General features: G+C 70.4%; 17 protein-coding genes. 10 read left to right on the top strand and 7 right to left on the bottom strand.

The genetic code is table 11. The annotated features are described in order from the left end of the window. Positions 1–317 precede the first annotated feature (317 nt). Positions 318–1,790: a DUF5050 domain-containing protein gene (locus WMF14_RS31475; protein WP_437792215.1), complete on the top strand. Its 1,473-nt coding sequence runs from the start codon at positions 318–320 to the stop codon at positions 1,788–1,790. 151 nt (positions 1,791–1,941) lie between these two features. Here WMF14_RS31475 and WMF14_RS31470 read toward each other — a convergent pair whose 3' ends face one another. Then, positions 1,942–3,252 (bottom strand): hypothetical protein, encoded by a 1,311-nt coding sequence (locus tag WMF14_RS31470; protein WP_437792213.1) that lies wholly within the window; start codon positions 3,250–3,252, stop codon positions 1,942–1,944. A gap of 876 nt (positions 3,253–4,128) precedes the next feature. Between WMF14_RS31470 and WMF14_RS31465 the strand changes: the two genes are divergently transcribed. The 4 genes from WMF14_RS31465 to WMF14_RS31450 all read left to right on the top strand — a co-directional run bounded on the left by WMF14_RS31465 (position 4,129) and on the right by WMF14_RS31450 (position 9,018). Continuing rightward, complete coding sequence (locus tag WMF14_RS31465) at positions 4,129–4,809, top strand: hypothetical protein (RefSeq protein ID WP_272094594.1); 681 nt, start codon at positions 4,129–4,131, stop codon at positions 4,807–4,809. Positions 4,810–4,876: 67 nt separating this feature from the next. Beyond that, positions 4,877–5,299, top strand: coding sequence for a DUF1810 domain-containing protein (locus WMF14_RS31460; RefSeq protein ID WP_437792211.1), 423 nt, complete (start codon positions 4,877–4,879; stop codon positions 5,297–5,299). 301 nt (positions 5,300–5,600) lie between these two features. Continuing rightward, positions 5,601–7,655: a sodium-translocating pyrophosphatase gene (locus WMF14_RS31455; protein ID WP_437792209.1), complete on the top strand. Its 2,055-nt coding sequence runs from the start codon at positions 5,601–5,603 to the stop codon at positions 7,653–7,655. A 193-nt stretch (positions 7,656–7,848) separates the two neighbouring features. Then, complete coding sequence (locus WMF14_RS31450) at positions 7,849–9,018, top strand: pyridoxal phosphate-dependent aminotransferase (RefSeq protein ID WP_437792207.1); 1,170 nt, start codon at positions 7,849–7,851, stop codon at positions 9,016–9,018. A 33-nt stretch (positions 9,019–9,051) separates the two neighbouring features. Here WMF14_RS31450 and WMF14_RS31445 read toward each other — a convergent pair whose 3' ends face one another. Next, entirely contained in the window at positions 9,052–9,993 is a 942-nt protein-coding gene (locus WMF14_RS31445) for a LysR substrate-binding domain-containing protein (RefSeq protein ID WP_437792205.1), read from the bottom strand. A 134-nt stretch (positions 9,994–10,127) separates the two neighbouring features. On the opposite strand from WMF14_RS31445, the gene WMF14_RS31440 reads away from it, so the two are divergent. Further along, complete coding sequence (locus WMF14_RS31440; RefSeq protein ID WP_437323684.1) at positions 10,128–10,535, top strand: RidA family protein; 408 nt, start codon at positions 10,128–10,130, stop codon at positions 10,533–10,535. A 48-nt stretch (positions 10,536–10,583) separates the two neighbouring features. Then, complete coding sequence (locus tag WMF14_RS31435) at positions 10,584–10,817, top strand: hypothetical protein (protein ID WP_437792203.1); 234 nt, start codon at positions 10,584–10,586, stop codon at positions 10,815–10,817. 74 nt (positions 10,818–10,891) lie between these two features. Here the strand turns inward: WMF14_RS31435 and WMF14_RS31430 are convergent, their stop codons facing one another. The 5 genes from WMF14_RS31430 to WMF14_RS31410 form a co-directional block, all read right to left on the bottom strand. After that, positions 10,892–12,883 (bottom strand): ABC transporter ATP-binding protein, encoded by a 1,992-nt coding sequence (locus WMF14_RS31430; RefSeq protein WP_437792202.1) that lies wholly within the window; start codon positions 12,881–12,883, stop codon positions 10,892–10,894. Continuing rightward, entirely contained in the window at positions 12,880–14,613 is a 1,734-nt protein-coding gene (locus tag WMF14_RS31425) for an ABC transporter ATP-binding protein (protein ID WP_437792200.1), read from the bottom strand. Before WMF14_RS31425 ends, WMF14_RS31430 begins: the two co-directional genes overlap by 4 nt. Continuing rightward, positions 14,607–15,221: a TetR/AcrR family transcriptional regulator gene (locus WMF14_RS31420; protein WP_437792198.1), complete on the bottom strand. Its 615-nt coding sequence runs from the start codon at positions 15,219–15,221 to the stop codon at positions 14,607–14,609. The genes WMF14_RS31425 and WMF14_RS31420 overlap by 7 nt, the downstream gene beginning before the upstream one ends. Before the next feature lie 102 nt (positions 15,222–15,323). Then, positions 15,324–15,524 (bottom strand): hypothetical protein, encoded by a 201-nt coding sequence (locus tag WMF14_RS31415; protein ID WP_437792195.1) that lies wholly within the window; start codon positions 15,522–15,524, stop codon positions 15,324–15,326. A gap of 378 nt (positions 15,525–15,902) precedes the next feature. Next, positions 15,903–16,814, bottom strand: a complete 912-nt coding sequence (locus WMF14_RS31410; RefSeq protein ID WP_437792194.1) for an alpha/beta fold hydrolase — start codon at positions 16,812–16,814, stop codon at positions 15,903–15,905. Positions 16,815–17,269: 455 nt separating this feature from the next. On the opposite strand from WMF14_RS31410, the gene WMF14_RS31405 reads away from it, so the two are divergent. From WMF14_RS31405 to WMF14_RS31395, 3 genes are read left to right on the top strand one after another with little or no spacing between them, the layout of a single operon-like run. Then, positions 17,270–17,425: a hypothetical protein gene (locus WMF14_RS31405; protein WP_437792192.1), complete on the top strand. Its 156-nt coding sequence runs from the start codon at positions 17,270–17,272 to the stop codon at positions 17,423–17,425. Positions 17,426–17,470: 45 nt separating this feature from the next. Beyond that, positions 17,471–21,301, top strand: coding sequence for an RHS repeat-associated core domain-containing protein (locus WMF14_RS31400; protein ID WP_437792190.1), 3,831 nt, complete (start codon positions 17,471–17,473; stop codon positions 21,299–21,301). Then, positions 21,298–22,140, top strand: a complete 843-nt coding sequence (locus WMF14_RS31395; RefSeq protein WP_437792188.1) for a hypothetical protein — start codon at positions 21,298–21,300, stop codon at positions 22,138–22,140. Before WMF14_RS31400 ends, WMF14_RS31395 begins: the two co-directional genes overlap by 4 nt. Positions 22,141–22,295 lie beyond the last annotated feature (155 nt).

Below are 22,295 nucleotides of genomic sequence, written 5' to 3'. Positions count from 1 at the left end.
GCGGCGAGTCATGAGTCGCCGGCGACGCGCGGTCCAACCATGCACCTGGGACAACCCTGACGGGCAAGGACCGTAACGAGTGGACGCGTGGGACAACCACGATGCGTAAGGGGCATGGCGAGTGGACGCCTGGGATAACCCTGACAGGTAAAGACTGTATGTCTCTCACCTGCTCTGGCTCAGCTCGCCACCGCCACATCGGGCGCTACGCTGTTGTCTGATCAAGGGTGATGTCGCAGCCGCCCCCATGGCGAGCTCGGCAGAACCATGGCCTTCCATGACATGGCGGCGACGACCGCCCGCGGAGGAGCGAAACGATGACAAGGACCTTATTCATGGTGTTGGCGTGCGCGGCAGCCGCGCTGAGCAGCGCGTCGTGCGGAGGGACGGACAAGGGCAATCGGTCCACGAGCGGCAGCGATACGGGCAGCGGCGATGCGGGCGGCGGCGACGTGAACGGCAGCGACGCGAGCGGCGGCGCCACGTCGGGGACCGGCGCGCAGCCGGGGTCCGGGCAGCAGTTCTCCGTCGATGCGCAGGGCGCGACCTTCACCGCGGAGGACGGCTTCACGATCGACGTGCCGCCAGGCGCGGTGAGCGAGGACACGGTGATCACCATCGAGCGCGTCGACGAGGCGCCCGAGGGCGCGGTGGGGCCCATGTACGTGCTCGGCCCGGAGGGCCTGACGTTCGGCAGGCCGATCACGCTCACGCTGCCGATCACCGTGGAGCTCAAGGCGGAGCTTGGCGACAACACGGTCCTCGGCGCCTATGGCTTCACCGCGCAGGAGGGCTCGGACGATTTCGCGCCGCTCGCGCGACACGACGTCTCCAGGGACAGCGTCGTCACGGAGACGGACCGCCTCTCCAGGATCTATCCCGGGATGATCCTGCCGACCCCGATGGCGAGCCAGCACCGCTACCCGAGCGCGCTGGCCGCCGACGAGTCCTTCCTCTACTTCGCGAGCGGCGGAACCGAGGACGTCGCGACCGGGGACAACAACGACGGGTTCATCTACCGCGTGAGGCTGGGCACCGCCGAGCCAGAGGCGATGATCCCCGCCGATCCCGATCCCAAGGCGCTGTGGGTCGACGGCTCCCACGTGTACTGGGCGAGCGGCGGCGACGATGATCCGGTGATCCCCTCGGCGCTCCGACGCGTCGACAAGGCGAGCCTGGAGGTGGAGACGCTGGCCCAGATCGGCTATGTCGTGAGCGTCATCGGCGACGCGTCGGCCCTCTACTTCGGCGACGGCGACGGCGAGAACATCTACACGATGCCGCTCGACGGCGGCGAGCCGGTCGTCCTCGCGTCGGACGCCGGCAGGCCCGCGTACCTCGCGCAGGACGCAGAGAACCTCTACTGGACCGGCGGAGCCGCGACCAACAAGGTCTACAAGGTGGCGAAGTCGGGCGGGGAGGTCACCGTCATCGCCGACGACGAGGCCGAGCCGGCCGGCATCGCCGTGGACGCGGAGTTCGTCTACTGGGCCAACGCCGGCGACGGCGGCGTCTTCAAGGCGCCCATCGCCGGAGGGCAGAAGACCTTGGTCCATCAGGGGAGCTCGATGTCGGGGCTGGCCCTCCGGGGCTCGACGCTGTTCTCGACGGATACGCGCGGGAACCGCAGCGTCAACGCGCACGATCTCGAGAGCAACAGGACCGTCCTGCTGGCGTTCGGACAGCCCGTCCCCTGGCGCGTCCTCGCCCCGGAGGGGCAGGGCGTGTTCTGGTCCAACGCCGGCGACTACCGCTACCAGGGGCAGGTCGCGTCCTACCACGCTCCTTGATCGTCCGTGTCCCGGCGGCGACCGCGAGCGCGCGAGGGCAGGGGCGAACCCGACGAACGGTGCCTGTTCGCGCTCGCCGCCCTCCGCCGTCGGGATGGGAGCCCACGCGGGCGGGCCCCCCCGCGTGGCTCGCCCTCGTGGTCGCCGTGGGTCAGGGGCCGAACGCCGCGACGAAGGTGTCCTCGTTTCCCGTCAGCGGGCCGGAGCCGAGGTCGAGGGTGCCGGTGAAGGTCCCCGTGGCCAGCACGCGATCGCGCGGATCGACGACGATGCCGAAGGGGCGCTCCGTGTCGAACCCCTCGACCCACAGCACGTGCCCGTCGGCGCCGAGCTTCACCAGGAAGGTGCGCGCGCTGTAGCTCGACGGGTTGTGCCCTGAAGGGAAGGGGATCCCGTCGAAGTCGAGCGTCGCCGAGGCGTCGGCGACGAGCACCCCGGAGGCCACCACGTTCGCCTGGCTGTCGACGTCGATCGAGGTGATGACGACAAGGCTCTCCGGCGCGCTGAAACCCCTGCTCCAGAGGGTGTTCCCGGCCGCGTCGAGCTTCGCGAGGAACGCGGCCTGATAGCCCTCGTTGATGATCGGCCCCGCGCCGAGGTCGATGGGAATGCCCGTCTGCCCGGCCACGACCACGTTGCCCGCCGGGTCCGCCTCGACGTCCTGGATGAAGCCCGACGTGTCTCCGAACGCCCTGCTCCAGAGGTGGTTGCCCGCGGGATCCAGCTTCGCGACGAAGAGCCGAGGGCCCGGGAGCGGCCCATCGCCCAGATCCGCGCCGGTCCCCACGGATCCTCCGAAGAACACGTTGCCGATCGGGTCCGTCGTGAGGGCGACCGACCCGTCGCTGGAGTCGCTCCCGACGCCCTTGCTCCAGAGGGTGTTGCCCGCCGGGTCCAGCTTGAACAGGAAGATGTCCTGCGCGCCAGCGCTGCTCACCGGCCCCGCGCCGAAGTCGACAGTCCCCTCGAACGAGCCGAGGACGACCACGTTGTTTTCGCCGTCGACCGCCAGGCCATAGACGTCTTGATAGGCGGGATCGCCGAAATGGCGAACCCACGCAGGGTTCCCTGCCGGGTCCGTCCTCATGACGTAGATGTCGCTCAGCCCGGCGCTGGGGATCGGCCCGGCGCCGACATCCAGCGAGTCGACGTAGCCTCCCGCGTTCACCAGGCCCCCGTCGGAGAGCGCGGCGATCTTCGAGCCGAACTCGTCCCCAGGGCCGCCGTAGCGCCTCGCCCAGACGAGCTCGCCGTCCGGATCGAGCTTCGCGATCAGCACATCGCGCTGCCCCGCGCTCGTGAGCGGGCCTCCGCCGAGGTCGGCCGTACCGCTGAGCTGGCCAGTGAGGAGGACATTGCTGGCCCTGTCTGCGTTGATGCTCTCGAACGACGCTTCGCCGGGAAAGCTCACGCTCCAGAGCGGCGCGCCCGGCTCCACGCAGGCGCCGTGTCCGTCGCACACCTCGCCCTCGCCGCAGCGATCTCGCGCTCGCGACGGCGGCGGGCCATACGGCGCGGGCGCATGGACGCATGCCCGCCTGACGCGTGCGTCCAGGGTGCATGGGTTGTGATCATTGCAGCTCGCTGCGCCGTGACCGTGGCCGTGACCATGCCGTGGGTGCCTGTCATTCGCCCGGAGCGCGCTCGCGGACGCCGCTGCCCCATCGGGTTCGGGGCTCCCCTGTTTGCTTTCAGGGGGCGCGGCGCAACCGACCATGGCGGATGTCATTACCACGGCGGCATGCATCCTGCTGTTCCTGAGAATCGTCGAGACTTGAGGCATGAGCTCCTCCAGCGCGCCTCGAAACGCGCGCTCTCTGCTCGACCATGACGACCTGCGAGCCATGGGGCGTGCAGGCCATGGTCTCCCATCTAGGGACCAATTTGACATCATCTCGATGATTTCAAATCGATGATGGCCTGGCATCTCGTGTACGCCATCGACCCGAACGCACGGTGGTCCAGGGGAAAGGCGCCACGGCTCCTGAGCGGTTGCAGCCGAGCATCGCGGCGCCTGGTGCCACGACCCGCGCCGCCCTCTACTCAAGCGCCATGACACAAAGGGCACCGAGGTGCTCCGTGCTCCGCATGGGCAATCGATCATCGCGGCCGAGGTGGAGGCGCAAGCCTTCACCGCCCTGCCGATGGAGGAGGCTGCCGCCTCCATCGCTGGGGGCGAGCGGCGGTCTGCCCCACGGCCCGCATCGCGATCCTGCGCTGCGAGATCATCGAAGGCACGGGAGCGCTCAGGGGATGGTCGCAGGCACGCTCCCTGCTCTCTGTTGGAGTGCGAGTGCGGGCGCGGCCGAGAGGCCGGCATACCACGGGGAGTCGAACCATGAAGATTGCTGCGTATCATCTCGGTCTCGGTCTCATCACCTTCTCGATGATCACGGGCTGCGTCGCGGCGGACGACGGCAGCATCGATGAGGAAGACACCGTGGAGAGCGCCGAGGCGCTCGGAGGAAACCCTGACCCCTGCGCGATGGGGACCGACCCGAACTTCACGAGCGCGCAGCTCACCGCGGTCGGAGCAACCGAGAACTACGTCCGCGCCTATCAGTGGATCGACGGCATCTGTCCTGATATCGGGCAGGATCGAGCGACGACGATCGTGGATTTCCCCGTGCCGGGCTATTACCAGCACCAGACCCCGGAGACCTACCGCTTCGACGTGCAGCCGTCCTTCTGGGGGGCCTCTTCCACCTCGTGGAGCGACGCGTCGCAGGCGATGAGCGACTGCGCGAACACCAAGATGGCCACGCGCGTGCAGCGCTGGGACGCGGCCACAAGCCAGTTCGTGCAGCTCACGTACAAGGAGCAGGCGGGCGCCTGGATCTGGGACAACCCGCTGACCGGCCGCGGGCATTGCTCGACGCCGGCGTTCGTCTACTTCCACGAGAACTACGGGACCGCGCAGCAGGTCGCCACGAGCAAGTACCGGGTCCGCACCTGGGCCACGCAGCCCGACGGCTCCCACGCGACCGTCTGGATCACGGGGACGCACACGGGCCTTTGAGCCGCGCGCGACGATCCGCGGTGTCGAGCGGCCCGACCGAACGCTACTCTGGGGTCGAGGAGCGCCCATGTCCGATCCGTACGACCTGCAACGATTCGTGGACGCGCAGGCTCCGGTCTATGCCCGCGTCCTGGCCGAGCTGCGCCGAGGAGAGAAGACCAGCCACTGGATGTGGTTCATCTTTCCGCAGCTGAAGGGCCTGGGTCACAGCGCCATGGCCCAGCGGTACGGCATCGCTTCGAAGGCCGAAGCCGAGGCGTATCTGCAGCACCCGACGCTCGGTCCGAGGTTGCTCGAGTGCGCTCGCCTCGTGAACCAGATCGAGGGGCGCTCGCTGTACGACATCTTCGATAGCCCCGATGACATGAAGTTTTGCTCGTCGATGACCCTGTTCTCCCGCGCGGCCCCCGGCGAGGGGGCGTTCCTCGCGGCGCTCGACAAGTACTGCGGCGGCGAGCCCGATCCGCGAACGCTCGCGCTGCTCAAGTAGCGCTGGCCGTCGTCGGACGCGCCGCTGGATCGCCCCCCGTGCGCAGCGCGTCGATGCGCTCTCTCGCGTCGCGTGTACCGTCTCTATCTGTAATATTCCGATGTCACGGTCTCCGGCGGCTCGCGCGGGAGCCAGCAGGACCGACGTTGCGGACGCCAGGTTCCGGAGGCCAGCTCAAGATTTCGCCCCGGGCGGCCGTCTGGAACCGAGGCAGCGCAATTTCCTACTTGATCCGCCGTCGTGGACGGACGAGTGAGCCGGCGCTCGCTCCGGCCGGGGGCGATCGAGAGGACCATCACCCGTGGATGCATTGTCGTACCAGTCGCTCGTAACGGGCGCCGTCGCGCTCATGGTCGCACGCTCCTTCTACGTGCGTGTCAAGAAGGCCCCTGAAGGCAACGAGACGATGGCGCGCATCGCGCGCTACGTCCGCGAGGGGGCGATGGCCTTCCTCGCGCGCGAGTACAAGGTGCTCGCCGTCTACGCCGCCGCCGTCTTCGCGCTCCTGGCCGCGACGCTCGGGCTCCTGTCCGCGGGCGCCTTCGCCGCCGGCGCGTTCCTGTCGCTCATCGCCGGCTTCTTCGGCATGAAGGCCGCGACGTACGCCAACGTTCGCACGGCCGAGGCCGCCCGCGCGCACGGCAAGCCCACCGCGCTCGTCACCGCGCTCGACGGCGGCGCCGTCATGGGCCTCTGCGTCGCGGGGCTCGGCCTCATCGGCCTGGGCGGCATCTATGCCCTGTTCCGCAGCCACGAGCACCTCGCGACGATCGTCCACTCGTTCGCCGTCGGCGCGAGCTCGATCGCGCTCTTCGCCCGCATCGGCGGCGGCATCTACACGAAGGCCGCCGACGTCGGCGCCGACATCGTCGGCAAGGTCGAGGCGAACATCCCCGAGGACGACCCCCGCAACCCGGGCGTCATCGCCGACAACGTGGGCGACAACGTCGGCGACATCGCGGGCATGGGCGCCGACATCTACGAGAGCTACGTGGCCGCGGTCGTCGCCGCGATCGCGCTCGGCCTCACGCTGCCGATCGCCAAGCTGCAGCAGCTCGCCCCGTCGGTGAGCGAGCAGGAGCTCCGCGCGATGGCCGTGTCACTGCCGCTGCTCCTCGCGACGATCGGCCTCGCGGTCTCGGTCGTCGGCATCTTCATCACGCGCGCGCTCAAGAACCTGCCGCCGGCCCGCGTGCTGCGCCTCGCGCTCATCGTCCCGCCGTTCCTCGTCGTGTTCGCGGCGGCCGGCATCCTCCCCGGGCTCGGCTTCAGCTCCGGCACCGTCATCACCCTCGCGGCCGGCGCGGCGGGCGGGGCCATCGTCGGCCTCGTGACCGATTACTACACGTCGATGGGCCCCATCCACAAGGTGGCCCAGAGCTCGCTCACCGGCCCCGGCACCAACGTCATCCGCGGCATCGCGGTCGGCCTCGAGAGCGTCGCGATCCCCCTCATGACCCTCGTCGCCGTGGGCTGGATCTCGAACCACTACCTCGGCCTCTACGGCATCGCGCTCGCCGCGGTCGGCATGCTCGCGGGGACCGCGATCGTCATGACCGTCGACGCGTACGGCCCGATCGCCGACAACGGCGGCGGCATCTCCGAGATGGCCGGCCTCGGCAAGGAGGTCCGCGCGATCACCGACGAGCTCGACGCGGTCGGCAACACCACCGCGGCCGTCGGCAAGGGCTTCGCGATCGGCTCGGCGGTGCTCACCGTCGTCGCGCTGTTCGCCGCCTTCAACATGGAGGTCGACGCGGTCCGCCGCGCGAAGGGCCTGCCGGAGCTCGTGCTTTATCTGACGGACGCGAAGGTCCTCATGGGGCTCCTCTTCGGCGCGCTCCTCCCGTGCCTCGTCGGCGCGCTCACGATGACCGCCGTCGGCCGCGCGGCCGGGGCGATCGTCGAGGAGATCCGCCGTCAGTTCCGCGAGATCCCCGGCCTGCTCGAGGGCAAGCCGGGCGTCGACCCGCAGCCGAAGGTCATCGTCGACATCGCCACGTCGGCCGCCATCCGCGAGATGATCGCGCCCGGCGCCATCGCGGTGCTCGCGCCGGTCGTCGTCGGCTTCGTGGCCGGCCCCGAGGTCCTCGCGGGCACGCTGGCCGGCGCCCTCGTCGTCGGCGCGGTGCTCTCGCTGATGATGGCGAACGGCGGCGGCGCCTGGGACAACGCCAAGAAGCACATCGAGAAGGGCGGCCTCGACGGCCACGCGAAGGGCTCCGACGCCCACAAGGCCGCGGTCGTCGGCGACACCGTCGGCGATCCCTTCAAGGACACCTCGGGCCCCGGCATCTCGATCCTCATCAAGGTGATGGGCGTCGTGTCGCTCCTCATCGCCCCGCTCATCGCCTGAGCGGACGCGCCGTCGCGGCGAGCGACGATGGAGAACGCGGCCCCTACCGGCCGCGTTCTCGCTTTTGTGGCCTCGCGCGCGCTCGCGAGCGACGGAGGCGGATGTCCTGCCTCAGCCATCGAAGTTCCTCTGCTGACAGCGGAGCTTCCGTGCTGTAAATGGCCTGTCTTCGGCGGGGGAGAAGGATGGCCGGGTGAGGATCAGCCGCCGCTCGCAGGTGCCGCCGTTCGCTGTCATGGAGGTGCTCGCCGCCGCCAACGCGCGGCGCGCGGCCGGTGAGCCGGTCATCAGCCTGTGCGCGGGCCAGCCGGGCTCCGGGGCGCCCGCGGCCGTGCGCGCGCGGGCGGCCGCGCTCCTGGCGGAGGGCGACCTCGGGTACACCGAGGCGCTCGGCATCCCGGCGCTGCGCCGCGCGCTCGCGGAGCACTACGGCCGCTGGTACGGCGTGGATCTCGACCCGTCGCGCGTCGCGCTCACCACCGGGTCGTCGGGCGGGTTCCTGCTCGCGTTCCTCGCGGCGTTCGAGGCGGGCGACCGCGTGGCGCTCGCTCGCCCGGGCTACCCGGCGTACCGGAACATCCTTCGCTCCCTCGGGGTGGAGGTTGTCGAGCTGCCGTGCGGCCCGGAGAGCCGGTTCCAGCTGACGACGTCGCACCTCATGGCCGCGCGCGACGGTGGAAAGCTCGACGGCGTGATCCTGGCGAGCCCGGCGAACCCGACGGGCACGATGGTCGACGCCGCGGAGCTCGACGCGATGGCGCGCTGGTGCGCGGAGCACGGCGTCCGGCTTGTGAGCGACGAGATCTACCACGGCCTCACGTACGGCCCGTGGGCCGGGCGCCAGGCGACGGCGGCGCGCCACGTCGACGCGGGCGCCGTCGTCGTCTCGAGCTTCTCGAAGTACTGGGCCATGACGGGCTGGCGCCTGGGGTGGCTCGTGCTCCCGCCCGAGCTCGTCCCGACGGTCGACGCGCTGGCGGGGAACCTCGCGCTGTGCCCGCCCGCCCTGGCGCAGCACGCGGCGCTCGCGGCCCTGACCCCGGAGGCATACGCCGAGGCGGACCGGCTGGTGGAGGGCTACGCGGCGGCGCGCGACCTGCTGCTGCGGCGGCTGCCCGAGCTCGGCTGGAAGGTCGCCCCGCCCGACGGCGCCTTCTACCTCTATGCCGACGTCGGCACGGACGACTCGGTGGCGTGGTGCGAGCGGCTGCTCGCCGACACGGGCGTGGCGCTCACGCCGGGCACGGACTTCGACGGCATCGGCGGCGCGCGGTACGTCCGGCTGTCCTTCGCGGCCCCGGTCGAGCAGGTCGACGAGGCGGTGACGCGGATCGTCGCCTGGCAGCGTCAGCGCGCGCGGTGAGCGGCGGGGGGTCGCTGGAGGCGCCCGGGGAGCTCACGAGGCGGCGCGCGTCTCATTCGGCTTCCGCCGGCCCTTGGGCATGAGCACGGCGAGCGCCATGTCGATGAACGCGCGCAGCTTCGCCTGCGTCTGCGCGCGGGCGGGGAAGTAGAGGAAGAATCCGGGCCCCGTCGGCGCATGGCGCTCGAGCGCCGTCGCGAGCGCCCCGCTCGCCAGATCCTCGGCGACGGCCAGATCGAACATGTACGCGAGCCCGAGCCCGTCGCGCGCAAGGGACACCGCCAGATTGGCGTCGTTCACCGTGAGCGTGCCAGGAGCGTGCACGGTGATCTCGCGGTGATCGCGCACGAACTCCCAGCGATAGAGCGCGGAGCTCTGGAATCGGTACCGGATGCACGTGTGGGCGAGCAGATCTTCGGGTTCCTCCGGGCGGCCGTGGGCGGCGAAGTACGACGGTGCGCCGACGACGAGCCAGCGGAGATCGGGCGTGAGGCGCACGGCGGTCATGTCCTGGGCGAGGTCCTCGCCGAGCCGGACGCCGGCGTCGAAGCCGCTCTCGGCGAGATCGACCAGGGCGTCGTCCACCGAGATCTCGACGGCCACGTCGGGGTAAGCGCGGCGGAAGCGCGGGAGCACCGGCTCGATCACGAACGGTACGGCCGTCCGAGGGACGGTGAGGCGGAGCAGCCCCGCGGGCTGGCCGCGGAGCTCGTCGAGCGCCTCGAGCGCGGCGCTGATCTCCCCGGCCGCGGGCGCGAGGCGCTCGTGCAGCCGCTCGCCGGCCTCGGTGAGCCCCACGCGGCGCGTCGTGCGCGAGAAGAGCGGGAGGCCGACGCGGCGTTCGAGCGCGCGGATCGCCTGGCTCACGGCGCCCGTGGTCACGCCGAGCTCCGCGGCGGCGGCGCGGAAGCTGCGGTGCCTCGCCACGGTGAGGAAGACGGTCAGACCCTCGAAGCGGTCCGTCGCGCGGTTCATGGCGCGATTGTATAGCAGCGCTAATCGGCTCGTTTGGCGCCGTGGGTCTACCGGTCGCGGCGGGGCGGGTACATCTAACCAGCGCGCGGCGGGGCATGCCGCCCTGCGCGCAGGGAGAGGACGAAGGAGGCAGCATGGCCATCACCCTGGTGAACCCCAGCGGGTTACCGAAGATCGAGGCGTATCGACAGGTGGCGGTCGCCACCGGGTCGAAGCTCGTGTTCATCGCAGGCCAGGTCGCCTGGGATGCCGACGCGAGGACGATCGGCAGGGGCGACTTCGCCGCTCAGGTCGAGCAGTGTTATCTCAACGTCGCCACCGCCCTGGCCGGGGTCGGCGGCTCCTTCAACGACGTGGCGAAGCTGACCATCTATGCCGTCGGCTGGACTCCCGACAAGATGCCCCTGCTGCTGGAGGGGATCGCTCGGGCGGCCGCGAAGCTGGGAGTCACTCCGGTCCCGCCAGGCACGCTGCTGGGTGTCAGCGCGCTCTCCGACCCCGAGCACCTTGTCGAAGTCGAGGCCACCGCGGTCATCGACTGAGCGCGGCGAGGAGCGGAGCCCCGCCCCGCGCCACCATCGGGCCCCAATGTGAACGTTTACGTGGTCGTTTACGTGAACGTTTACGTGGTCGTTTACGTGAACGTTTACGTGGTCGTTTACGTGAACGTTTACGTGGTCGTTTACGTGAACGTTTACGTGGTCGTTTACGTGAACGTTTACGTGGTCGTTTACGTGAACGTTTACGTGGTCGTGGTCGTGGTCGTGGTCGTGGTCGTTCACGGCCTATCGTTGACGACCACGACCACGACCACGACCACGTAAACGACCACGTAAACGTTCGAATGTGGGAGAACGCGGCGCGACGCTTGGTCAAGTGGCCTCGGGCCGGCGGCGCTTTAGCCCGCGAGTTGCGCGCCGCTTCCCCCGTTGCCGGCGAGCTGGGTCTGGTACAACGCGTGGTAGTGGCCCCCTGCGGCGAGGAGCTCCGCATGCGTGCCGCGCTCGACGATGCGCCCTGCGTTCATCACGAGGAGCATGTCGGCGTCGCGGATCGTCGAAAGGCGATGCGCGATGACGAAGCTCGTGCGCTGGGCGCGCAAGGCGGCCATCGCGCGCTGGACGAGCACCTCGGTCCGGGTGTCGACCGAGGAGGTCGCCTCGTCGAGGATCAGGATCGCCGGGTTCGCGAGGAAAGCGCGGGCGATCGTGATGAGCTGCTTCTCGCCGGCGCTCAGGTTGCCCGAGTCCTCGTTGATGACCGTCTCGTAACCGGCGGGCAGGGCGCGCACGAAGCGGTCGACGTGCGCCGCGCGCGCCGCCTCCTGGATGTCGGCCTCGGTCGCGGCCGCGTTGCCGAACGCGATATTGTCGCGGATCGTGCCCGAGAACAGCCATGTGTCCTGCAACACGATACCGAGCTTCGCGCGCAGCTCGCGGCGAGGCAGGCGCGCGATGTCGACGCCGTCGATCAGGATCCGACCGCCGTCGAGCTCGTAAAACCGCATCAAGAGGTTCACGAGCGTGGTCTTGCCGGCGCCGGTCGGGCCGACGATCGCGACCGTCTGGCCCGGCATGATGGTGAGATCGAGGTCCTCGATCAGGGGCTCGTCGGGCTTGTAGCGGAACGTGACGTGCTCGAACCGGACCTCGCCGCTGACCTTCGGCAGGGCCGCGGGCGGGGTGGCGTCGGGGGACTGTCCCTGTTCGTCGAGCAGCTCGAATACCCGCTCTGCGGAGGCAACGCCCGATTGCAGGACGTTCGTGACCGACGCGAGCTGGCCGAGCTGCTGAGAGAACTGGCGCGAGTACTGGATGAACGCTTGCACGCTGCCGAGCAGCATCGCGCCCGACGCGACGCGCAGGCCGCCGACGACGGCGATCGCGACGTAGGTCAGGTTCCCGACGAAATTGACCGCCGGCATGATGATGCTGGACATGAACTGCGCGCGGAAGCTGGTCTCGAACAGCTCCTGGTTCGTGGACTGGAAGCGCGCCTCGACGTCGCGGCGTCGCCCGAGCACGTTGACGAGCGAGTGGCCGGTGAACGCCTCCTCGATCTGGCCGTTGAGCACGCCGACCTGCGCCCACTGCGCGACGAATTTCGCCTGCGCGCGCTTCGCGACCGCCGCGGTGGTGAGCACCGAGAGCGGCACCGTGAAGAGCGTGATCACCGCGAGCACCGGCGAGATCACGACGAGCATGACGACGATGCCGACGAGCGTCAGCGCGCCGTTCATGATCTGCGTCAGCGTCTGCTGCAGGCCCTGCGCGATGTTGTCGATGTCGTTCGTGACGCGGCTCAACAGCTCGCCGTGCGGGCGGCCGTCGAAGTAGGCGAGCGGCAAGATGGCGAGCTTGTCCTGCGCCTCGGCGCGGAGCTGCCGCACGGTGCTCTGCACGACCTTGTTGAGCAGGTAGCCCTGCAGCCAGGCGAACAGCGACGCGCCGGCGTAGAGCGCCATCACGAGCAGGAGCAGCTCGGCGAGCTCACGGAGCTGGATGCCGCGGCCGGGAACGACGTCCATGTGTCCCACGAGCTCGGCGAGCCGCGCCTGGCCGGAGCGCTGGAGCTCGGCGATGGCCTCGGCCTTCGTGGCGGCCGCCGGGAGGCGAGCGCCGATCACGCCGGAGAAGATGATGTCCGTCGCGTGGCCGAGCAGCTTCGGGCCGGTCAGGCCGAGCCCCACGCTGATCAGCGAGCAAGCGAGCACGACCGCGAGGCGCACGCGCTCGGGGGCGAGGCGGCCGAGGAGGCGCCGCGCGGAAGGCGCGAACTGCTTCGCCTTCTGCGGCGGCGCGGCCCCCATGCCGAAGGGGCCGCGGTGCATCACCGGGGAGCGCGCCCCCTCGGGGGCGGCGGGCGGGGAGCCAGCGTGACGCGCGCTCATGCGGCCACCGCCGTGTCGCGCTGCGAGGCCACGATCTCGGCGTACGTCGGGCACGTCGCGAGCAGCTCGCCGTGCTTGCCCTTGCCGACGATCTCGCCGTTGTCGAGCACGAGGATCTGGTCCGCGTCGACGATGCTCGACACGCGCTGCGCGACGATGATCACCGTGGCGGCGCGCGTGCGCTCGGCGAGCGCGGCCCGCAGCCGGGCCTCGGTGGCGACGTCGAGCGCGGAGAAGGCGTCGTCGAACAGATACACGCGCGGTCGGCGCAGCAGGGCGCGGGCGATCGACAGCCGCTGGCGCTGGCCGCCGGAGACGTTCGTGCCGCCCTGCCCGATCGGCGAGTCGAGCTTCCGCGGCATCGCCTCGACGAAGTCGCGCGCCTGCGCGGCGGCGAGCGCCGCCCAGAGCTGCTCGTCGTTCGCCGCGGGGTCGCCGTAGCGCAGGTTCGAGGCCACCGTGCCGGAGAACAGGAAGGGTCGCTGCGGCACGAGCCCGATGCACGACCACACCGCGTCGAGGGCGAGCATGCGCGCGTCGACGCCGTCGAGCCGGACCTCGCCCCTCGTCGGATCGATGAGCCGCGCGATCAGGTCGAGCAGCGTGGTCTTGCCCGAGCCGGTGCTGCCGATGATCGCGGTGACCTGCCCGGGGCGCGCCACGAACGAGATGCCGCGAAGGACGGGCAGCTCGGCGCCCGGATAGCGGTACTCGACGTCTCGCAGCTCGACGAGGCCGGCCGGCTCGACGAGCGTGACGGGCTGGTCGGGGGCGCGCACGGACGGCTCGGTGTCCAGCACCTCGACGATGCGCTCCGAGCAGGCGGCCGCGCGCGGCAGCATGACGGCCATGAACGTCACCATCATCACGGCCATCAGGATCTGCACCAGGTAGGCGAGAAAAGCGGTCATCGAGCCGATCGCCAGCGTGCCGTCCGCGATCCGGTGCGCGCCGAACCACAGGACGGCGACGCTCGAAGCGTTGAACACGAACATCACGGTCGGGAACATCAGCGCTTGCAGGCGCCCGATGCGCAGCGCGGTCTCGGTGAGGTCGCCGTTCGCGTGCTCGAAGCGCGCCGCCTCGGCGCGCTCGCGCACGAAGGCGCGGATCACGCGCACGCCGGTGATCTGCTCGCGCAGCACGCGGTTCACCGTGTCGATGAGGGGCTGCATCCGCCGGAACTGCGGCATCATCCGCGACATGATCGCGACGACGGCGCCGGCGAGCAGCGGCACCGCGATCGCGAGCAGCCAGGCGAGCGACTCGTCCTCGCGCAGCGCCATCACGATGCCGCCGACGCACATGATCGGCGAGAGGACGAGCATCGTACAGCCCATCATCACCACCATCTGCACCTGCTGGACGTCGTTGGTCGTCCGCGTGATGAGCGACGGCGCGCCGAACCGCGACAGCTCGCGCGCGGAGAACTCGCCGACGCGGTGGAACACCGCCGCGCGCAGGTCGCGACCGAAGCTCATCGCGGCGCGCGCGCCGGCGTAGTTCGCGGCGACCGAGCAGACGATCTGGACGCCGGTGATCGCGAGCATGATCGCGCCGAGCTCCAGGATCCGCGACGTATCACCGAGCGCGATGCCCTGATCGATGATGTCGGCGTTCAGGCTCGGCAGGTACAGCGAGGCGAGCGTCGCCACGAGCTGGAGCGCGACGACGAGCGCGAGCAAGCGCGCCTGCGGGCGCAGGTAGCGGCCCAATAGCTGAATCAGCAAGGCTCCTCCTCTTCGGGGCGGCGGCGGATACCATCGAGCAGGACCGCCACGACCTCCGCGGCGGTCAGGGGCATGCCGTCGGTGATCCGCGGGTGGGTGCCCGCGAACGTCATCATGCGCAGTAGCCGCGCTGCATATGCCGGATCGCAGCGCAGCTCGTCGCGCGACGCCTCGAACAGGCGCTCGAGCTGCACGTGAACCTGCTCATCCTGGCGCGGCGCCTGAGCGCACCCGGACTCGGGGCGCACGGGGGGCGGCATCGTCATGCCGAGCATCGATATGAGCTGCCAGATGCCCTCGACGCGGCGCTGCAGGATCTCGACCGCCTGGATCAAGCGATCGCGCAGCGGCGCCGCGAGATCGATGCGCTCCAGCTCTCGCAGCGTCGGCGCCGGATCGAACAGGGTCGCGATCGCGGCCTGGATCAGCGACTCCTTGTCGGGGAACACGCGGAACAACGTCCCTTCCGCGGTACCCGCAGCCATCGCGATCTGCGCCGTCGTCACGTTGCGGCCGTACAAGCGCAGCAGCGGGATCGTCGCCGCGATGATGCTCGCGCGACGCTCCTCCGGACGCAGGGGAGGAGCTCGCCGGCTAGGTGGTGCCATGCGTCCCGTGTACCGGAGTGAGCGCTCACTCGTCAAGAGTGAGCGCTCACTCATTCGGTCAGCAGACGGGATCGGGGCCTTACTTCGTGGGCAACCTCCGGGTCACGGGCCGACGCGTTCCGTCCCTCGACGGCCAGCCGGCGCGTCCGGCGCGCTGGCCTCGCCCTCGCCCGGCGCGCTGGCCTCGCCCTCGCCCGCCGTCCCCGCCGACTCCATCTGCTGCTCGACGACGAAGAGGACCCCATCAAGGGTGTACCCCGCGACCCGGTTGACGAGGCGGATCGCCACGTGGACGCCGGACACCCGCCCCCGGTGCCGGGGCGCCGCGGCCGGCCCCCGCCTCGCCGGCGCGCAGCATCCGAACGGCGAAGAGCATCGACAGGGGATGGCCGAGGCCACGATGAGCCCAGCGCGGAGATTGCCCGGGAAGGCACCGCTGCCGCGAGAAGCGCTGATGCTCGTAGGCTTGCCCATAAAGGGGTCGCGCAGCTCAGCCGAGAGGCCTCCGACGATGGATTCGTCGTTTCGTTCGGTAATGAACGGCATCAACAATCCGGGCACGTCGACCCAGGGGAGCCAAGTGCCGTAGAGGGCTTTCACAGCTTCCTTTGAGCTTGTATGGCGTCTGAACTCCATGTCTTCCTGCTTGCCGCCCCGCAGGGTTGCGGAGTGGAGGTGCCGCTACTGCAGGCCGAGCAAGAACTCCCGTATGCGGGCCGACACCACACCCCCTGCCTCGAGGAGCATCGCGTGGCCTGTGCGGGGCACGATCATCCACTGGGCACCCGGGATGAGGCGGCGCAGCGTGTCGAGATCGGCACGCAAGGCCATCACGTCGCGTTCGGGCGCGATCACCAGGACCGGCACCCGCACATGGGGGAGGACGTCCGACGCGCGTGCCTCCATCAACGACCGTAGAGACGTCCAGTAAGCGCGGAGGTCCATGGTCCCGACGGCGCGGAGGAAATGCTCCAGCTCCTCCCGAGGCGCCTCGGGCCCGAAGACGCCCGCGGCTTGGCCCAGGGGGAAGAGGGCCCTGGACGCCGTGACGCGGCGCACGACCGGCGCGAACCGAGGGACGATGGGGGCCGCTGTCCGCAGCGCCACACGGAGGGCCGCGCGCGCGCCGGGGATCCGGAAGGCGGCGCTCGACGCGTAGGGGTGATCGGCGCCGCCGGCGATGAGCACCATCGCGCGCACGAGATCAGGGCGGCGGCGATAGAGATCGAGCAGCACGGTGACGCCCATGGAAAAGGCGATGTGCACCGGCGCGCCGGCGAACGTGCTGCGAGCACGGACCGCCTCCGTCACCCGTAGAAGGTCGTCTGCGTGGGTCCGAATGGCGTAGTCGCCCGAGCGCGCTATCTCGCTCTGCCCGTGACCCCGGTAGCTCCAGTGGACCAGGTGGGTCGTCATTGCGAGGGCGCTGACGAGGTGCTTCCAGAAGTTCTCCGTCGTGCTGAGGCCGCTCGTGAGGACGACGGGCGGTCGATCTCGCAGCTGCACCTCGTCGCCTGGGCGCTGGTGCGTGTGCCACGCGATGCGCGTCCCATCGCTTGCGACGATGTGCCGCAGAATCGAACCTTCCATCATGGGAACGGACGGTAGCATGCGCGACCTCGCGATCAGGGCTCGACGAGGTTAGCCTTCCACCTGCCGCCTGGCGTCCCAGGTCCGTGTCGTCGTGGTCGGACTGCCGTGCAGAGCAGCCTCGAGTACCGTAGTGTCCGCCGTGAGCCGTACGTTCCGGTCACTATCGCTGAGCGGCGCGGCCTCGCTGGCGCGTTCAGGCGTGTGCGCGCCCCGGGAAGCCCCGCGCACCGCGACGACGTCGGCGCGCCCGTGAAGTCATTGAAATTGTCGACCTGTCCATTGTCCGCTGTCCGGCACCAGGGAAGAAGCCCAAGGTCGAATTTGCCGTGGGGAACCGGTGCGATCGGTCGTTATCGACGGCATTTCGGCGGGGCATGGCGACGGATCGCAGCCCCTCGGAAGGTGTGAGCCCAACGCGGGCCCAATCACCGAGCTTGGCGCCTGGCGAACTCGGGATGACCGAGATGTCGCCTCGGGCCGCCGTCGTCGCCTCGCTCGCCAGCACCCTGAGCCGCGCCGTCGCCCTCGGGGACGTCGCGGCAGCCCGGGTCGTTCACGAAGCGATCGCTCGGCTGCTCGGGCTGCCGGTGATCGAGCTCCGCACGGTCTGAACTGCTGGCTTGTCTCCGGGGGGACGTTCAAGCGAACCTCAGAGTATGGCGCGCACAGCTCCGGTCCCGAACATCCCGGCCATTCCCGGCATGAACCCCGGCGTCTTCGTGATGGGCGGCGGCGGCGGCGGCGCCGGAGCGGGAGGACCCGGCGGCGGCGCCGGAGCGGGCCGGCAGGGCGCTGGGGGCGGGGGCGGCGGGAACCAGGCGCAGGGCGGCGGCAAGGGCGCCCCGGATCCGCAGCGCTTTCCGCTCTGCGGCACGAAGTCGCACCCGGTCGACGTCGCCACGGGGCGCGCGTTCACCCATCCCATCCTCATCGTCGAGCTGCCCGGACCCTTGCCGCTCCAACTGACGCGCAGCTACAGCGCCCAGGCGCACCGCCGCGACGTCGGCCTCGGGTGGGGATGGGCCCACAGCCTCGGCTGGCGCGTCGAGGAGCGCCGCCGCTCCATCGACGTCTGGACGGACCAGGGCACGCGCGTCTCCTTCCCGAAGTCGCTGCGCACGGGCGATGACGTGGTCTCCTCATTCGGCTTCCGCCTCCGCCGTGAGCCGTGGGGCTATGTCGTCGACCCGAACGACGGGCGGCTCTACGCCTTCTCGGAGAAGCTCGGCGAGCACCTCTACCTGCTCACGGCGATCGAGGACAGGAACAAGAACCGCATCGCGCTCGTGTACGAGGATGGCCAGCTCGTCGAGGTGACGGACAGCGCCGGCCGGAAGCTCCGCGTGCGCAGGGACGGCGCTGGGCACATCGCCTCGATCGAGGTGAAGAACGCGCTGGAGCAGGGGCGGTGGATCGCCCTGGAGAGATACGATTACGACGCGTGCGGACGGCTCGTCACGGCGACCGACGCCGACGGCTTCTCCGCGCGCTACGAGTATGACGACGAGGCCCGGCTCACCGCCGACGTCGATCGGACCGGCCTCTGCTTCCATTTCGTGTACGACGCCCAGGGGCGGTGCATCGAGTCCTGGGGCGACTACCTATCCAGCCCCGATCCGAGCCTGGACCCGGACGTTCCCACGGTGCTCGCCTCGGGCCGCCACCCCGCCAGGGGAGTCCACCACTGCGTCTTCGAGTACCTCGACGAGGACTACACGCACGTCATCGACTCGACGCACGTCGGGCATTTCGCGCACAACGCGTTCGGCCTGCTCACCATGGCGCACGACGCCGGGCCGTCGCCCGTGCGCGCCGTGTACGACGCGCGCGGGTTCCTCGCCGTCCTCGAGTATCCGGACGGCGGCTTCGAGCGCTTCGAGCGCGACGGGCGCGGGAACCTGGTTGGCTACACGAACCAGCTCGGCGCCCGTACGTCGATCGTCCGGGATGAGGCGGGCTCCCCCGTCAAGATCACCGACCCGCATGGAGGGGTGACTCAGATCTTTCGCGACGCGTGGGGGAACCCGGAGCACATTGCGAATCCGCTGGGGCAAACCACCACCTACCGCCCCGACCAGCGGGGCCTGCTGCGCGAGCGGATTGATCCGAACGGGGCGAGGACATCGTACCAGGTTGACGCGCAGGGGAACCTGATCGCGGTCGCGTCGCCGAACGGCGCGGTATGGCGCTTCCGGTACGACGCGCTCGGCCGGGTCACAGGGCGCACCGATCCGGCGGGCGCCGAGACGCGCTTCGTCTACTCCGATCGCGGCGACCTCATCGCGGTGATCGACGCCCAGGGAGGCGTCTCGCGGTATCAGTACGACGGGGAGCGGCACCTCGTGCGGGCCCAGAACCCGAGCGGGCATGTCACCGAGTGGGGGTGGGGCGGGTATCACCGGCTCTGCTGGCGCAAGGACGCGAACGGCCACGTGTCCCGCCTGCTCTACAACCGCGAGGGCGAGCTCACCACGGTCGTGAACGAGATCGGGGAGAAGCACCAGCTCCTTTACGATATCTATGGTCGGTTGATCGAGGAGCGCACGTTCGATGGGCGCGTACTGCGCTATCGCCTCGACGCGGCGGGGCGCCCGACGCGGGTCACGACGGGCGAGTCGATGGCGGCCGAGGCGGCGGGGCCGGCCGTGCATACCGATCTCGCGTACGATCTGGCGGGGCGCCTCGTCCAGCGGACGACCCCGGCGGGCGACGAGCATTTTGAGTACGACATGCTCGGCAACCTGGTCGAGACGCGCTGGCCCGGCGGGCGCATCGAGCTCGAGAGGGATCCGCTCGGCCAGATCGTCAAGGAGATCCAGGTCCTGGGGAGCGAGGCGCACGCAGTCGAGGCGCGGTACGACGCGCTGGGCAACCGGATCTCGCGACGCACAACGCTCGGGCACAGCGAGGCGATCGCGCGCGACGCGATGGGCTCGCGCGTGCGCACAGTGCTGGACGATGCGGCGTTGATCGAGCACGGGCTGGATCCCTTCGGTCGCGAGGTCTTCCGGCGTCTCCCGGGCGGCGGCGCGATCGGGACCTCGTACGACCCGCTGGGCCGCCTCTCGCAGCAGCGCCTCACGCGCCCTGGGGAGCGCCCACCGACCGCGCCGGGCCATCCGGCGTGGGTGGGTGAGCCGCCCGACGCCGTCGTAGCGCTGATGAGCTACCGCCATGATCCGACCGGCGAGCTCGTGGCGCGGAGCGGCGGCGCGCGCGGGGTGACGGAGCTCCGCTACGATCCCGTGGGCCAGTTGCTCGCGATGACGCCCGAGGTGGGGCGGCGCGAGGTGTTCCGTTACGATCCCGCGGGCAACCTGCACGAGGGAGACGGCGCTCCGGAGCGCAGGTACGGCAGGGGCGGGAAGCTCCTCCGGAAGGGGAACACGGAGTACCGCTGGGACGCCGAGGGGCGGCTCGTCGAGCGGCGCGAGGACGCAGGAGGGGACAAGCCGCGCGTCTACCGCTACGGCTGGAGCGGCGCAGGGCTGCTCGAGCGCGTCGATGCGCCGGACGGCGCCCGCGTCGAGTTCGAGTACGATCCGCTGGCGAGGCGTGTCCGGAAGCGAGTCCTCGCGTGGGACGAGGCGGCAGGCGCGCTGCGGCTCGCGCGCGAGACGCGGTTCGTGTGGGATGGAGACGTCCTGGTGCACGAGATCGCGCGCTCTCCGGGCCAGAGCGCGGCCGCGCCTGGGGGCGCTGCGGCCTCGGTGCGGACCTATTGCTTCATGGACGACTCGTTCGTCCCGGCGGCGCACCGCGAGGCCGACGGGCGATGGATTCATTACGTTAACGATCCTGTCGGTACGCCGGAGCACCTCCTCGACGACGCGGGCGAGATCGTGGGCTCGCTGGATCGGCAGGCCTTCGGGCTCGAGGCACCGCGCGACGGCGACGCCAGCACCCCGCTGCGGTTCCCGGGGCAGTACGAGGACGCCGAGACCGGCCTTTACTACAATCGCTATCGCTATTACGACCCGGCCGATGGCATGTTCGTCTCCCCGGATCCGCTCGGCGTGGCCGGAGGGTCGGGTTACTACGGTTATGCGGTCAACCCGTTTGCATGGATCGATCCTTTCGGCCTCGCGTCGCTGCGCGAGGCCGAGCGGCTGCTGGAAGACTCCGAGAATCGTAGCTTCGGGAACAACGTGGGGCACGCGCGCGCGCACGTGCCGGGCCCGGGACAGGATCCGTCCGCGCTCGCGACCTCGCGGCCGACAAAGCAGACGAACACGGTCTTCCGCTCGCGCAACCAGGCGCTGCGCTCGCTGCGGGACATCATGACCCGCGACGACGCGGCCCTCCGCTCCCTCGCGCCGGGGCAGGTGCACTCGGGATCCTACACGCCCAGGGAGACGCTAGAAGGGCTGGAGTCCCAGTCAGGGCAGCCTGCGCAGCGCGCGTGCGTGAATCGCGTCACCTACTCGATCGGGCGCCTTCCGAACGGTCAGCTCCACCTGCTACATTTCGCTCCTCGCCAATCATGAGCTCATCCAGCCAGCGAACCCTCGTCATTCTCGACGAGCGCGGCGCCGCCGCGCGCCTCCCGTCGCAGATCGCGTCGCTCGTGCAGGGGTACCGGATCATCTACCTCTCCGACACGCGCCACACCCCCTACGGCACGCTTTCGCGGGTGTCGGCGGCCCGCCTCGTGCTCCTGTGCCTCGACCTGGTGCGGGGATACGGCATCTCCGCGGTGCTGCTGGCCAGCGCGGCGGCGTCCCGCGCGGCGCTCCCGGCCGTGCGGATAGCGTGCGGGCGGGCAGGAATCGCGCTCCACGAGGGCGCCTCGCTGGCCGCCAGGGAGGTGGTCCGCCGGCACCGCTTTGGCGACGTCGCCGTGCTCGGAGGCGAGATCGTGGATGAGCGCGCCGTCGCCAAGGCGCTCGCCGAGGCAGGGCTCTCGGCCCGCGCGCGGGCGGTGCCGCTCGATCTCGCCTCGCTGGGCGAGGCGGGCAAGGACGTGCTGGGCCGGCTCGTGGAAGCGCAGCGCGCGCAGGTGGGGACGTACGTGCTCGGCTCGTCGGGAGCCGCGAGCGTAGCGGATCTGATCCGCCGGTCCGATCCAGACGCCGTGATCGTCGAGACGGACACGGCGCTCGCGACGGAGGTCGCCGTGGAGCTGGAGGCCGAGCCGGCGACGGGGAAGACGGCGTCCTCGGTGATTCGCTGCGCGACCGAGGCGTCCGAGCACTGGCAGGAGCGCATCGCGGAGCTCGCCGGTGTCGCGCCCGACGCCGTGGTCGGCCGGTGGGTCATGCCGGCGGGACCGGGCGAGGGGCCCTTCGCCGTCGCCATGGATGAGGACGGGGATCCGCTCGACTGAGGCGGCCGCGCGACACTGCCCGGGCTCAATGAGCTGGGGAGTCGGGACCTGGCGCGGGTCGCGCACCTCATCCCAGCAGCTTGTCCGTGAACGCGACGGAGAACCGCGCTTCGCTCTTCCCATCGCCTCGGCAACGTCCCGTCTGGCGCCGTCCC

This window comes from Sorangium sp. So ce693, assembly GCF_051521375.1.
GTDB classification, from domain to species: Bacteria; Myxococcota_A; Polyangia; order Polyangiales; family Polyangiaceae; genus Sorangium; species Sorangium atrum.
Note: the sequence above shows the minus strand (reverse complement) of the source record. Positions and strands in the feature narration are given on the sequence as shown.